Source organism: Kistimonas scapharcae (assembly GCF_039540975.1).
In the GTDB taxonomy this organism is placed as follows: domain Bacteria; phylum Pseudomonadota; class Gammaproteobacteria; order Pseudomonadales; family Endozoicomonadaceae; genus Kistimonas; species Kistimonas scapharcae.
Window position 1 is genome coordinate 1 of record NZ_BAABFL010000401.1, and the last position, 13,959, is coordinate 13,959.

The following is a 13,959-nucleotide window of genomic DNA, read 5'->3' on the forward strand; positions in this document are numbered from 1 at the left end:
CGGGTCATTGATTACTCACTGACCACCCCCTGTTTAAGTTGGAAATTTCAGAAGAGGCGACAACTATGCTGGCACAGGGGGGAAAGGATTTATGCCAACAGTAACATCAAGAAAGAAAGCGGACGGTTCCATTGTCTACCGTTGTCTGGCGCGAACCTGGAAAGACGGTAAGCAGGTCAACATAACGCGAACCAAGCCGACCTATGATGAGGCTTATGCATGGGGGGAGGCCGAGGAAGAAAAGATGCGTCGGAACAAGATGCTGGCCGAACTTGAGGCCATGGGGGTGCCGAGGCCTGACCGTTCCAAGGTTGCCTCAACGTTCACCAGGGACATGTTGAAATCCGGGGCAGTCGATCTGGACTTCAATATGATCGGTGACACCGTAAATTCCGGTTTAGAACATATCCTTAATCACATTGATCTGAAGTCATCGACCATATCGGTAGAGGATCTGGTTTCTTACTTCACCAGACGCCATGGCGAGGGTGCCAGCTTTTGGGAAGTGGACGCGGAGGCCGGGTTGCTGAAACTGTTTTTGAACATGACAACGGGGGAGGCGATCCACCATGGCGGTAACCGGGTGAAGCTGGCGCTGGATGAAGTTGTCCGTGAACACGGATCTTTCAAGGCTGACCATGTGATAGCGCCAACGGTTGAGCAGGAGGCCGAGCCGGTGACGGTGGTAGAGAAGGAAGAAAGCCTGGAGGAAAAGGTGATCCGGTTGTCAGAGGAAGGTCTGACGCAACGTGCGATAGCTGAACAGGTCGGCACCAACCAATCGAAAATAAAGCGTATCCTATTGAAAAATATATAGTTATATTGGTTTGAGTCACTTTGAGTCATTCGTGGGACAAAGTGACTCAGGACAAGCAAGTACCATAAGAAGCCGCTAACCCATAACTAATTGATCTATATGGATTATTTGGCAAGTACCAAGGGTAAAAGCAGGGTGTTTCATGTGGTACTTGGATGGCAAGACTATGGCAAGACTTGAGACAGCTATAGGCAGCCATAGACAGGCAAGTGGCTGGAGATGGAGAAACGGATAGGAGGTGCATGGAGGTCAGTAGTATCAAGGGTTTGCGCTGAAAGCCACGGTTTTCTAAGGGCGAAAAAAAACCCGCGTACTGGGGGAAGTATCGCGGGCTAAGACCATTAGGAGTGAAACATAGGTACACAATCCAAGTACCAAGGTCATTGCTGACCTAGCTGACAAGGTTGTAGGGGGACATCAACCTCATCAGCACTGTAAGTATTAACGATATTTTGACATCTTCCAGCCAAGAATTAGACAAAAAACGCATAAAAATGAAATTAATGATTATTTAGGTAATTTAATTGACACTCTGTGCGTGTTAGCCCTTGGAATCGCTGGGCTTGCCGTCTGATGTGGGAGGGGGATCTGAGTCTACGGAAAGCTTGTCTTTAAAACGCTTTAGGTCGCGAATCTGCCCGGCAGTCATGTACAGGTCAGCCTCCTGACCTTCCAGCGTACTATCACCATGCCAAGGCAGTAGTCGGCAGTCCGATGAGTGCTGACTGAAATCCAGGAAGGGGTATTTTATGATGGTGAAGTAGGGGGAATAATCGAAATCACGAGGCGTACACAACTTAGGATTCCGCTGAAACAGCTGGACGCCCTTGTCGCCATTGCGTTTGACCAACGGCAGGATCGGAAAATGAATAAAACTGAAGGCTTCGGCAATCATTGTAGAGCAAACGGTTTTGGTGGCCTGTCCAGGCATATGGCTGAATAGGGATGACCGCCAGCGACCGGGGATAAAGCTGTAGGGAAGGAGAAATCGCAATAAATCCAGAATTTGACGAATGTCATACTCTTGCCCCAGACGGCTGACAGCATAATGCAGTACCTGCTGACCATCGCGATAGCTCATGCCGTTGGGGCGACAGATTCTTACGTGTTCACCTTCGTAGACCTGCAGGGGACGGATCACAGTACCAAGGCCTAGCTCGCTCTCGATCAGAAGCTGGTCTTCACTGTCCCCCTCATAACTTTTGTTGACGTAATCCCTTAATCGCTTGTCTTCAATGTCGTGGAGTTTGCCAATATAGAGGGCTGCATGGGACCAGTTGCTTTGAGTAATCTGCTTGATGACACCCGCCACCCGGGAGCGCCCTTCAATGAGCAGAACGTCGGCAGGTTTCAGTTCATAGCGAATACGATCGAAATCACACAGCGTGGCACCACGCGCGGGTGAGGTTTCGTGGGTCAGCCACTTTTCTATCCAGTGAACGATAATGGTGAAAGGATTCATTGTTGTCTTTCTATTACTGCCTGATCGAATTATTGGATCCCTCTAAATGTGAGATTAGCACTCTGCTGGATTCAGCCGTGGCGAACCTTATACTTAGTAGACAAGGGTTCTCTATATGTCAGAACTATGGCGGTATTGCCTGGAGGTCGTGTGACAGATCAGCATAAAACCCGGGATTCCCTGCTCAATAACCTGGAAAAAATAAGAACTGAGGCTGGGTTGCCGCCTGTTCATGCCTGGAATCCACCATTCTGTGGCGATATGGATATGGTCATACGCCGTGATGGCAGCTGGCATTATATGGGGAGTCCGATTGGGCGAGCCTCAATGGTGCGGCTGTTTTCAACCATTATGCGACATGATGACGACGACTGTTATTACCTGGTAACACCGGTCGAGAAAGTCAGGATACAGGTGGAAGATGCGCCGTTTGTTGCCATTGCCGTCGATGCGGAAGGAAAAGGGCAGGATCAAGTGCTGACGTTCACGACGAATGTAGGCGATACAGTGCGCCTGGATAGTGAGCATCCGTTTCGAGTAGATCTTGATCCGGAGTCAGCAGAACCTTCGCCTTATATCCTGGTTCGAGATCGGCTCGAAGCCTTGGTGCACCGGAATGTTTTTTATCAGCTTGTTGAAATGGCAGATATTCAGTCAATGAAAGGTAATGATTGGTATGGCATCTGGAGCGGTGGGGCGTTTTACAAAATTGCGCCCGTTGCATCACCTTGATGATAAAGGGGCTAGATAAGAAAAAGGGGCGAAAAATTCGCCCCTTTATTTTACATGTTGGGATAGTTGGGGCCGCCAGTGCCTTCCGGTGCTACCCAGGTGATATTCTGTGCAGGATCCTTGATATCACAGGTCTTGCAGTGCACACAGTTCTGGGCGTTGATAACGAACCGTTTCTCACCAGACACTTCATCTGCCACGACTTCATATACCCCGGCAGGGCAATAGCGCTGAGCTGGCTCATCGAATTTCGGCAAATTATCGCGTACAGGAAGATCCGCATCCGTCAAACGCAGATGGCAGGGCTGGTCTTCCTCATGGTTGGTGTTAGAGAGGAATACGGAACTTAACTTGTCAAAACTCAGTTTGCCGTCGGGCTTGGGGTAGGTCAGTTTCGGACATTCGGCTGCTGGCTTAAGCTGGGCGTAATCTGCAGACTTGTCGTGTAGGGTGTAAGGCAGTTTGCCGTTGAATATATTGATATCAACCCACGATAAACCACCACCCAACAGAGCTCCGTGCTTGTGTACCAGTGGACCAAAGTTGCGCTGAGCATGAAGCTCTTCGTAGACCCAGGAGCTTTCAAAAGCCTGGGTAAAGGCTCCCAGTTCACTGCCACCTTCATCGCCTGACTTGAGCGTTTCGAAAACGGTTTCCGCTGCGATCATACCGCTCTTCATGGCAGTATGAGAGCCCTTGATCTTGGCGTAATTCAGGGTGCCGGCATCACAGCCCACCAGCAGACCACCTGGGAAAGTCATCTTGGGTAGCGACTGCAGGCCGCCTTTGGCAATTGCGCGTGCACCATAGGAGACACGCTTGCCACCATCCAGGAATTGCTTCACAACCGGGCTGTGCTTGTAACGCTGGAATTCGTCAAACGGGCTGAGATGAGGATTGCTGTAGTTAAGGTCAGTGATCAGACCGACAACCACCTGATTGTTTTCCAGGTGATACAGGAATCCACCGCCCATGGAGCCGCTTTCACTCAACGGCCAGCCTGCAGTATGAACCACGAGTCCCTGTTGGTGTTTATCGGCAGGAATGTCCCACAACTCTTTGATACCAATACCGTAATGTTGTGGATCCTTGCCTTCATCCAGCTTGAACTGGCTGATCAGCTGCTTTCCTAAATGGCCACGGCAACCTTCCGCAGAGATGGTGTACTTGGCACGCAGTTCCATGCCTGGCATATAGCCTTCTTTCTGTTCGCCAGTGGCCGAAACACCCATGTCACCGGTGATGATGCCTTTAACAGCACCGTCTTCAACAATGATTTCCTGGGCGGCAAATCCCGGGAAGATTTCTGCGCCTAACGCCTCTGCTTGCTCCCCCAGCCAGCGGCATACATTCCCTAAACTGATGATGTAGTTGCCTTCATTATGCATGGTCTTATGAGTCAGGAAGGCGGGAATCTTTTTAGCGTTGTCCTGATCTTTCAGGTAGTAGATCTCATCACCCTTGACCGGGGTGTTAAGTGGCGCACCACGTTCTTTCCAGTCAGGGAACAATTCATTCATGGCCCGGGGTTCGAAGACTGCGCCGGACAATATATGCGCACCAACTTCTGAACCTTTCTCTACCACACAAACGGTCAGTTCCTGTTCCGACGCCTGAGCCAGCTGCATCAGGCGGCAGGCTGCGGATAAACCGGACGGACCGGCCCCGATGATGACGACATCGAACTCCATGGATTCGCGTTCCATGACACTCTCCTGCTGCTACGGCTAACCGGGCACGGGGTTGGCTTCCCCCCTGAACCGGCAAACACACGGCTTTTGGTAAAAATGCGTCTTCGTTGCCTCAAACGCTTGTTTGAATTTTTGTTCGCATTATACTTGGCTTCGCGCAAATGAACAGTGGTCTGCCGCAATCAACCTGTGGATAGCCACTATCACGGGTTATTCCCGGGTGATGCCATTATTGTTGATAGTCAGGATTACTGCCTGTCTGTAAGGGTAGAGTGCAACGAATCACCGGCTTTCCTTGACCCGGTTGCGGCCAGCGGTCAAGATAGCTCCGGCACGAGATACGGGATGCTCACATAACAAACCTTATATAACGACCGATGCATCGCCGCCTGGACGCCAACAGTCTGGACAGTTTCAGAGTTGTACAGCCTGCTGGATAAAAAACTGAACGGACAATGTACGAGGAGCTCATGAAGGTTCTTGTAGCGGTAAAAAGAGTCATAGACTACAACGTCAAGGTACGCGTTAAGGCTGACCACAGTGATGTGGATCTGACCAACGTGAAAATGGCCATTAACCCGTTCTGTGAAATCGCGGTAGAAGAAGCGGTTCGCCTGAAAGAGAAGGGCGTGGCTTCTGAAATTGTCGTCGTTTCCATGGGACCCAAAGAGTGTCAGGAGCAGATCCGCACAGCATTGGCGCTGGGTGCTGATCGCGGCATTCAAGTACAAACGGATGAAAAGCTGGACTCACTGTCTGTCGCCAAGCTGCTCAAGGCGATTGTCGATGAAGAAAAGCCCGACCTGATCGTGCTTGGTAAGCAGTCCATTGACAGCGACAACAACCAGACCGGCCAGATGCTGGCTGCGTTGGCGGGCCTGCCACAGGGGACCTTCGCATCTGAAGTTAAAGTGGAAGATGGCAAGGCTGTGGTAACCCGTGAAATCGACGGTGGTCTGCAGACTGTCGCCCTGAACCTGCCGGCCGTTGTCACTACCGACCTGCGTTTAAACGAACCCCGTTACGCTTCACTGCCCAACATCATGAAAGCCAAGCGTAAGCCGCTGGATGTCAAAACCCCGGCAGAGCTGGGCGTTGAGGTAGCTTCCACCATCACCACGCTGAAAGTTGAGCCGCCCGCCGAGCGTCAGGCCGGTATCAAGGTAGGCAGCGTGGATGAGCTGGTCGAGAAACTGAAGAACGAGGCAAAGGTGATCTGATGAGTATTATGGTCGTAGCTGAACACAATAACAGCGCCCTGAACGCTGCTACTAACAACGTAGTGACGGCTGCCAGGGCCATCGGTGATGATATCCACGTCCTGGTTGCGGGTAGCAACTGTGGCGCCGCCGCAGAAGGCGCTGCCCAGATTCAAGGAGTTGCCAAGGTTCTGGTGGCAGACAATGCTGCCTATGAGCATCAGCTGGCAGAAAATACCAGTCTGCTGATCGCAGAATTAGGCAAGAACTATTCCCACGTGCTGGCGGCTGCCACGACCACCGGCAAGAACACCATGCCTCGTGTCGCTGCACTGCTGGATGTCGATCAGATTTCTGACATCGTGGCTGTTGAGAGTACTGACACGTTCAAGCGCCCTATCTATGCCGGTAATGCTATCGCAACTGTTCAGTCCAGTGCGCCGATCAAGGTGATCACTGTACGTGGTACCGGGTTCGATGCCGCTGCAAATGGTGGTAGTGCCCCCATTGAAGCATTGGCTTCTGCACACGATGCCGCCACTTCTGCCTTTGTGGGCGAAGAGCTGGCCAAGTCTGACCGTCCGGAACTGACGGCTGCCGATATCGTGGTATCTGGCGGTCGAGGTATGGGGAATGGCGAGAATTTCGAAATTCTCTACAGCCTGGCTGATAAGCTGGGTGCTGCCGTCGGTGCCTCCCGTGCAGCGGTTGACGCCGGTTTTGTACCCAACGACATGCAGGTCGGACAGACCGGCAAGATTGTCGCGCCGCAGCTGTATGTTGCCGTTGGTATCTCTGGCGCTATCCAGCATCTGGCCGGTATGAAGGACTCCAAAGTCATTGTTGCCATTAACAAAGACGAGGAGGCTCCCATCTTCCAGGTGGCGGATTACGGCCTTGTTGCAGACCTCTTTGATGCGGTGCCGGAATTGGCCGGCAAGCTCTAAGGAAAACCCAAAGGCCCACGAAAGTGGGCTTTTTTTTATCTGCTTTATTGGCTCTGGATTCAACGATCCGGGCTTTTGCATGACAGCCGTTGTTTGTTAGTATGGTTTTACGCTGCAAAGGCTGGGATGCCGACTGCAATAATAACGACAAGAGCAGGAAGCGGGTGTCTACCGGGGGTGCGCGAGTGGTTTCAATTCTTGTAGCAGATGATCATGATCTGGTTCGAACAGGGATTGTACGGATGTTATCCGATGTTGAGGATTTTGATGTCATCGGTGAAGTAGCGACGGGCGAAGAGGCTATCACGTTTTGCCGTCAGAATACGCCCGATGTGATCTTGATGGATGTCCGTATGCCGGGTATTGGCGGGCTGGAAGCGACCCGAAAGTTGCAGCATTGCAGCCCAACCTCGAAAATCATTGCTGTCACCGTTTATTCTGATGATCCTTATCCCAGTCGCTTACTGGAAGCGGGCGCTTCTGGCTACCTGACAAAAGGAGCGGCGCTTGATGAGATGGTGACGGCAATCCGGGCCGTTGTATCGGGCAATCGCTATATCAGTCCTGAAATTGCCCAGCAGATGGCGTTAAAGCCTTTCAGTAAGAAGTCGGACAATCCCTTTGAGCAGCTCTCCCAGCGCGAACTTCAGATTGCGACCATGATTGTCCAGTGCCAGAAAGTGCAGGATATTTCGGACAAGCTCTGTCTCAGTCCGAAAACCGTGAACAGTTATCGCTACCGAATCTTTGACAAGCTTGATATCAACAGCGATGTGGAATTGACGCATCTGGCTATCAGACATGCACTGGTTGATACCCAGACAATGGCAATCTAACCGGTTGGCGAGTGCAGTGTGGCAGTGTTCACGTTACCATTCGGTAGAATTGACCGGATGTGCCTGTTATGTCGACAGATAGTAACGCCTTTGATTATCAGACTTATCTAAAAAGTGCGCCTGAACAGCCGGGCATCTACAAGATGCTGGACGGTAATGCCGACGTGCTTTATGTCGGCAAGGCCAAAAATCTGAAAAAGCGGCTGTCGAGCTATTTCCGCAAACAAGGGCTGGCTGTCAAAACTCAGGCCATGGTTGCCAGGATCCAGGCCATTGAAACGGTGGTAACCAATACCGAATCAGAGGCGCTGATTCTTGAGCAGAATCTGATCAAAACCCTGAAACCGCCGTATAACATCCTGCTTCGGGATGATAAATCCTACCCCTTTATTTACCTGTCCCATAAAGACCGTTTTCCCCGTCTGGCTCTGCATCGTGGCAGGAAAAACCAGACAGGCCGTTTCTTTGGCCCTTATCCCAGTGCCGGCGCGGCCAGGGAAACACTCGGTATTCTCCAGAAAATCTTCAAAGTCAGACAGTGTGAAGACAGCTTTTTCAGGAACCGGACACGACCCTGCCTGCAGTATCAGATTAATCGCTGCAAAGCACCTTGTGTCGATTTGGTGGATGAGCAGGAATATGGCCGGGATGTGCAGGACTCCGTGCGATTTCTGGAAGGAAAGAGTCAGGAAATCATCTTTGACCTGATTGGCAAAATGGATACAGCGGCAGAATCACTTGAGTTCGAACAGGCAGCCGCCTTCCGTGATCAGGTTAATTTTCTACGCCAAACCCAGGAAGGGCAGGTTATCAGCGCCCAGCGTGGCGATGCTGATGTGCTGGGTATCGCCTGGGAGCCGGCTGGTTGCTGTGTCATTGTGATTTTTGTGCGCCAGGGCAGGGTACTTGGTACGCGGCAGTTCCACCCAGATTTTAAGCTGGAGGCAACCCGTGAAGCGGCTCTGCTTAGTTTCCTGGCGAATTTCTATATCCGGAATGCGGATGCTCGAGATTTCCCCGCTGAAATCGTGATTCCCTGTGCAGTTGAAGATCAGGAATTGCTGGAAACCACTTTACGGGAGGTGGCTGGAAAGGCTATATCCCTGCGGCACCAAGTCCGCAGCGACAGAAAACGATGGCTGGAGCTGGCAGATAAAAATGCGGTGCAGGCTCTCGCGGTCTGGCTGGCAGATCGAAAGAATATTTATCAGCGATTCCTGATGTTACAGCAGGCACTGCAGATGCCTGCTGTGCCGGAACGCATTGAATGTTTTGATATCAGCCATACCATGGGTGAAGGCACGGTTGCGTCCTGTGTCGTTTTTGATCAGCAGGGGGCCGCTAAATCGGACTACCGACGTTTTAATATTCGTGACATAACCCCGGGCGATGATTACGCGGCGATCGGGCAGGCCGTTGAGCGACGTTATGCCCGGCTACTCACCGGGGAAGGGAAAATGCCAGACTTGATCCTGATTGACGGTGGTGCCGGCCAGCTTGGCAAGGCCATGGAATCCCTGGAAAACCTACAGTTGACGAGTATTACAGTTATAGGTGTTGGCAAAGGGGAGACCCGAAAGCCAGGTATGGAAACGCTGCTGGATGGTGTAACGGGCAAAGAATACGCACTGGAACCCAGTAGCCCGGCATTGCACCTGATTCAGCAGGTCAGGGATGAGGCGCATCGCTTCGCCATTACAGGACACCGTCAGCGCCGGGAAGGGAAGCGGAGGAAGTCGATACTGGAAGATATTCCCGGCGTGGGCGCCAAGCGACGCTCGGCATTATTGAAGTATTTTGGTGGGTTGCAGGCTATTCAGCAGGCGACAGTGGCTGAATTAAGCAAGGTTAACGGCATCAGCAAAGCACTGGCGCAGGAGATACATGATCACCTTCACCGTTAAAGATAAGCAGACTGCGTATGATTAGTTATCCAATCACTGGCCGGTAACTGTTACACTGACGCCCAAAATCGGGAGTGCCTCCCTACACAGTGGATGATTTTCAGGCTCATTTCAGACGATGAATATACCGAATATTTTGACATTGATACGTTTGCTGCTGATTCCGGTCATCGTGGTGGTCATATATCTCCCGTATAACTGGACGAATCTGGCCAGTGCTGCGATTTTCATGGTCGCATCCTTTACCGACTGGTTTGATGGTTATCTGGCGAGAAGATTGAATCAGACCACCCCTTTTGGGGCGTTCCTTGACCCTGTGGCGGACAAATTGATGGTCGCCGTGGCACTGGCCACCCTGATTGAGAAATTCGACAGTCCGCTGCTGACCATTCCTGCGTTGATCATCATTGGGCGGGAGATCATGATTTCCGCCTTGCGGGAATGGATGGCAGAGATTGGCAAACGCACCAGTGTTGCTGTGAGTTTCATAGGTAAAATGAAGACCATGATGCAGATGGGCGCCATAACACTGCTGCTCTGGGCACCCGGTTTTGCGGACAGTCTGGTCGGTATGTCGGGCATTGTTTTGCTCTACGTGGCGGCAATTCTCACGCTATGGTCTATGGTTGTTTACCTGAAAGCCGCGTGGCCGGAACTGAAACCGTTTGGTTCTCAATAATTTGTTATTTATCAGATGGTTGACAGATTGTAATAAGTCCATACAATAGCCCTCGTCTTCTGCAGGGCAGCGCGGGAATAGCTCAGTTGGTAGAGCACAACCTTGCCAAGGTTGGGGTCGCGAGTTCGAGTCTCGTTTCCCGCTCCATATTCCAGGCAGATGACAATTAAGGCGGGTTGGTAGAGCGGTTATACAGTGGACTGCAACTCCATCTAGGCCGGTTCGACTCCGGTGCCCGCCTCAATTTTTTTCATCAAAGTCTTTGATGAAGCACGGTAAGACGATTTAAAATGTGGTGTCCGGAAAGTGATTTCCGGTGAAGAATCTACGCCCGGATGGTGAAATTGGTAGACACAAGGGATTTAAAATCCGTCAAGCAGTTCACGTTGAAGTGTTGGACGAATTAGAAAGAACCGAGAAGGCCAGTGAAATCAAAGGGTTGTAGTTGTTCAGGATGAACATGCTGTAACGTGTCATCAGTGTGTCAAAACTGAAAACGCTTAGTTTTCGGGCTCTTTGTGTCAAATCCGTGTCAAAAAAATTTCTGACACGCCGACATGGAGAGAGCAGAGTTATGCAATGCCGCCATGGTGGAATTGGTAGACACAACAGATTTAAAATCTGTCGGCCGAATGGTCGTCCCGGTTCGATTCCGGGTGGCGGCACCACTCAAAAGATAGGGCGAGTTAGCAAAGCGGTTATGCAGTGGACTGCAACTCCATTTAGACCGGTTCGACTCCGGTACTCGCCTCCACCTTCTTTACCCTCAGTTCTACTCACCTCGTTTTAAAAAACTCCACGGTATCCCGTGTGACGCGGCCTAGCGCGGAATCTGCATGAATTACTGTTGCGCAGAGAGTTTGCACAAATTTTCAAATATCTGCATTGCGTGCAAAGGGGTATGATCTGTAGTCAGGCCGCCAGCGGCGCGGGCTGTAGCCCATTGCACCATACCTCCGAAGCTGCACAAAATGACCCAAAAACCCCGCAGGTGGGTGGGGTGAATGAGTGATTTTTTTCGGGGGTTTGTTTTTTTTCTCGCGTGGCGGGGGATTGCGGCGTGTCGCTGGGATTGTCTCGTGAAAAATGACAGGAGTGAAACATGGTTGGGTTGATGCTGGCGTTGGTTGGGGTGGCGCTGTTTGTCTGTGCGTTGCGGGCACACCTGCAGAAGAAGGTGGTCGGCAGTGTGAAGCCGTCGCAGGCGAAACAGGGCATGGTGGTGTCTGTGCTGCTGCTGGTTGGCGGTTTATGGATGGCAGTGCCCGATGGCCCTAGCCATGGTGATGCGGTCACCAGTGTGTTGATGACGATCCCCGATAGCGAGAGCAGCGTGAACAAATACCTGACCGGTGATCTGGATGATGGCGTTGCCGTTGTGGTGAACGGATCGGCTGGCTACTGGGTGAAGGATGGCAAGGTCTTTGCCGTTAATGGTGTGGCCAGCAATATGTCGCCTGGAATTCAATACTCTCCTAATAGTGTGAACTGGTCATCAGTTGAGAATGCAGTGAAGTGATTAATTGGCGAGGATAGATTAATGCAAAAACAAAAATGCCGTGATTGTGATCATTATAAAACACAGGGGCATAACTATTGTCGAATGTGCGGCTATCACCTTACGAAAGGCTACGTGCAATACGTCCGTTTAGCTGCAGGCTATTTTACGAACGAGAAGTTCTGCGGCTATTGTGGCGGTGAAAAAAATAATTGTTCTTGTTGTCACACTAGAGGCCGGAGTTAATCTCCGGTTGTCTTCAATCAATGGAGGTTAATGTATGTTTAAAGATCAGCTGCCGGTTCAGGAAGGAAATACCTTGAGAATGACTGGTGATAGTCGTTCAGTCAGGAAAGGGCAAGATACTGATATTTACACGTATGAAGAAACTAATCAGGCCGGTGACTTAGTTGCTCGTTATGAAGTGCATGACAGTATGTCCATATACCCACCTTTTGGTCGAACTGTGACCTTTACGGCGACAGATTCAACTGGCAAGACAATCATCCCTAACGGTAGATTGAGTGTCTAATTAGTCTGACTAAAGCCGGGGATTTCCCCGGCTTTTTTGTGCCTGGCTAAAACGCCAGCCCCTCCTGGCGGATCTGGCCGGGGAGGTATTCGTCCTGCTGCCAGTTGCCGTAGACCAGCTCGACGCAGTCGCTGGGGTTGTGGGAGCCGCCGACGGTGTACCTGTAATCAATCTCCCGGATGAACAGGCCGTTGAAGACGCGGCGGATGTCCGGGTGGTCGTTGATGCTGATGATCATCCTGCCCTCAATGCTGCCAGCCAGTTCCGCCAGGCGTTCATAGTGCTCGAAAGGGAAGGCGACGCCGTAGCCCTCGGTCTGCCAGTAGGGTGGGTCGCAGTAGAACAGGGTGCCGGGGCGGTCGTATTTCTCGATCACCTTCGCCCAGTCCAGGTGCTCGATGGTGGCGTTGGACAGGCGGAAGTGGGCGTCGGCGAGATCCTGCTCGAGGGTGAAAATATTGAACCGGGGGCGACTGGTGGCAGAAGTGCCGAAGCACTGGCCCTCGACCTTGCCGCCGAAGGCCAGCTTCTGCAGGTAGAGGAAACGGGCGGCGCGCTGGATGTCGGTCAGGGTGTCCGGTGCGGTTTTCAGTAGCCATTCGTAATTCTGGCGGGAACTCAGCGCCCACTTGAACTGGCCGTATAGAGGCTCCAGGTGGTACTTCACCACGCGGTAGAGGTTGACCAGGTCGCCGTTGATATCGTTCAGCACTTCCACCGGGCTGGGGTCTTTGAGGAAAAACAGCGCGGCCGCGCCGCAGAAGGGCTCCACGTAGCAGCTGTGGTGGGGGAACAGGGGCAGAATGTGCGGGGCAAGTTTACGCTTGCCGCCGATCCAGGGGACCAGCGGTTTGGCTTTGATCATGGGGGGACTTCCTACTACTCAGTGATCGGGTCCAGTCGGGTGGTTTTGCTTTGGGTGATGGTTGTGGCCTTGGCTTCCACGGATTCCTTGACCGTGGGCAGCTGGTCTGCACGGTGGGTGTGGCTGGCCAGTTCGGTCAGGGCGGCCGCTGTGGTTTCCATGAAGTCCGACAGTATCTTCAGGACGTTTTCCTTGTCAGAGCCCAGCCATGTTTTCGGGCTTTTCATCAGCTGCCTGATGGCGGCGATGTTCTCGTGGATCTTGCCGACCTTGCGCCAGTTGCCGTCGGTGTCGTAACCCTGCCAGGTGGTCTGGCTGTGCTGCCATTTGGCCTCGCCTTCATCAACGGCAGGAAGTTCCAGCCCCCAAGGGATGACGCCGCGAATGTGCACCAGGTGTGGCAGGGCATAGGAAAAACAGAACTCGACGATGCAGCCGGGGTCGGGCAGGGCGAAAAAACCGCGGTGCTGGCCTGCGTAGGGGACAGCGACCACCAGATCCCGCAGGACTTCTCCCCTGGGGCGGAAGTGGGCGTCCAGTGGCTGGATGTCCACGGCATAAAGGGGGTCGTCGTGGGTGCAGGTGCCGCCGTCTTTCGGCGGGTTGGCGATCCGTTCGACCCGTCCCAGCATCGGCTTGTGGTAGCCGTTTTTCAGCTCCGGAAAGAGCCTTAACAAAATGCGTTTGATGGCTTCTTCCATGTGATCACCATGTGTGATGTGAGGCAGTAATTATGGACACCTCCCTAAGAGGGTAAAATCACTCTTTGAGGTGACCCATGACGACCAAGAAAAAAC

Annotated in this window: 13 protein-coding genes and 4 tRNA genes; 13 read left to right on the top strand and 4 right to left on the bottom strand. The window is 52.2% G+C overall.

Annotation, left to right across the window (positions count from 1 at the left end):
• Positions 1–91 precede the first annotated feature (91 nt).
• The gene (locus tag ABD892_RS15065; protein WP_345196696.1) at positions 92–817 is read left to right on the top strand and encodes a hypothetical protein; all 726 of its coding nucleotides are present in this window, start codon (positions 92–94) and stop codon (positions 815–817) included.
• Between the two features lie 541 nt (positions 818–1,358).
• Here the strand turns inward: ABD892_RS15065 and ABD892_RS15070 are convergent.
• Positions 1,359–2,279, bottom strand: coding sequence for a hypothetical protein (locus ABD892_RS15070; protein WP_345196697.1), 921 nt, complete (start codon positions 2,277–2,279; stop codon positions 1,359–1,361).
• A 150-nt stretch (positions 2,280–2,429) separates the two neighbouring features.
• On the opposite strand from ABD892_RS15070, the gene ABD892_RS15075 reads away from it, so the two are divergent.
• Positions 2,430–3,011 (top strand): DUF1285 domain-containing protein, encoded by a 582-nt coding sequence (locus ABD892_RS15075; protein WP_425559269.1) that lies wholly within the window; start codon positions 2,430–2,432, stop codon positions 3,009–3,011.
• A 50-nt stretch (positions 3,012–3,061) separates the two neighbouring features.
• Here ABD892_RS15075 and ABD892_RS15080 read toward each other — a convergent pair whose 3' ends face one another.
• A complete protein-coding gene (locus ABD892_RS15080; RefSeq protein ID WP_345196698.1) occupies positions 3,062–4,717 on the bottom strand; it encodes an electron transfer flavoprotein-ubiquinone oxidoreductase in 1,656 nt (551 codons plus the stop codon).
• A gap of 455 nt (positions 4,718–5,172) precedes the next feature.
• Here ABD892_RS15080 and ABD892_RS15085 point away from each other — a divergent pair, with 455 nt between their 5' ends.
• The 11 genes from ABD892_RS15085 to ABD892_RS15135 all read left to right on the top strand — a co-directional run bounded on the left by ABD892_RS15085 (position 5,173) and on the right by ABD892_RS15135 (position 12,297).
• Positions 5,173–5,922: an electron transfer flavoprotein subunit beta/FixA family protein gene (locus tag ABD892_RS15085; RefSeq protein WP_345196699.1), complete on the top strand. Its 750-nt coding sequence runs from the start codon at positions 5,173–5,175 to the stop codon at positions 5,920–5,922.
• Positions 5,922–6,848, top strand: a complete 927-nt coding sequence (locus ABD892_RS15090) for an electron transfer flavoprotein subunit alpha/FixB family protein (protein WP_345196700.1) — start codon at positions 5,922–5,924, stop codon at positions 6,846–6,848. The genes ABD892_RS15085 and ABD892_RS15090 overlap by 1 nt, the downstream gene beginning before the upstream one ends.
• Positions 6,849–7,033: 185 nt before the next feature.
• Positions 7,034–7,684 carry a UvrY/SirA/GacA family response regulator transcription factor gene (gene uvrY, locus ABD892_RS15095; protein WP_345196701.1) on the top strand — a complete coding sequence of 217 codons (651 nt, stop codon included), beginning with the start codon at positions 7,034–7,036 and terminating at the stop codon, positions 7,682–7,684.
• Positions 7,685–7,752: 68 nt separating this feature from the next.
• Positions 7,753–9,588: an excinuclease ABC subunit UvrC gene (gene uvrC, locus ABD892_RS15100; RefSeq protein WP_345196702.1), complete on the top strand. Its 1,836-nt coding sequence runs from the start codon at positions 7,753–7,755 to the stop codon at positions 9,586–9,588.
• A 118-nt stretch (positions 9,589–9,706) separates the two neighbouring features.
• Positions 9,707–10,267 carry a CDP-diacylglycerol--glycerol-3-phosphate 3-phosphatidyltransferase gene (gene pgsA, locus ABD892_RS15105; RefSeq protein ID WP_345196703.1) on the top strand — a complete coding sequence of 187 codons (561 nt, stop codon included), beginning with the start codon at positions 9,707–9,709 and terminating at the stop codon, positions 10,265–10,267.
• 71 nt (positions 10,268–10,338) lie between these two features.
• Positions 10,339–10,414, top strand: a tRNA-Gly gene (locus ABD892_RS15110).
• 23 nt (positions 10,415–10,437) lie between these two features.
• Positions 10,438–10,508, top strand: a tRNA-Cys gene (locus tag ABD892_RS15115).
• Positions 10,509–10,848: 340 nt separating this feature from the next.
• Positions 10,849–10,935 (top strand) — tRNA-Leu (locus ABD892_RS15120).
• Between the two features lie 12 nt (positions 10,936–10,947).
• Positions 10,948–11,021 (top strand) — tRNA-Cys (locus ABD892_RS15125).
• Positions 11,022–11,369: 348 nt separating this feature from the next.
• Positions 11,370–11,786, top strand: coding sequence for a hypothetical protein (locus tag ABD892_RS15130; RefSeq protein ID WP_345196704.1), 417 nt, complete (start codon positions 11,370–11,372; stop codon positions 11,784–11,786).
• A gap of 259 nt (positions 11,787–12,045) precedes the next feature.
• Complete coding sequence (locus tag ABD892_RS15135; RefSeq protein WP_345196705.1) at positions 12,046–12,297, top strand: hypothetical protein; 252 nt, start codon at positions 12,046–12,048, stop codon at positions 12,295–12,297.
• A gap of 46 nt (positions 12,298–12,343) precedes the next feature.
• Here the strand turns inward: ABD892_RS15135 and ABD892_RS15140 are convergent, their stop codons facing one another.
• Together ABD892_RS15140 and ABD892_RS15145 are read right to left on the bottom strand one after the other, a co-directional pair.
• Positions 12,344–13,162 (bottom strand): DNA adenine methylase, encoded by an 819-nt coding sequence (locus ABD892_RS15140; RefSeq protein ID WP_345196706.1) that lies wholly within the window; start codon positions 13,160–13,162, stop codon positions 12,344–12,346.
• 14 nt (positions 13,163–13,176) lie between these two features.
• Positions 13,177–13,863 (bottom strand): hypothetical protein, encoded by a 687-nt coding sequence (locus ABD892_RS15145; protein ID WP_345196708.1) that lies wholly within the window; start codon positions 13,861–13,863, stop codon positions 13,177–13,179.
• Positions 13,864–13,959 lie beyond the last annotated feature (96 nt).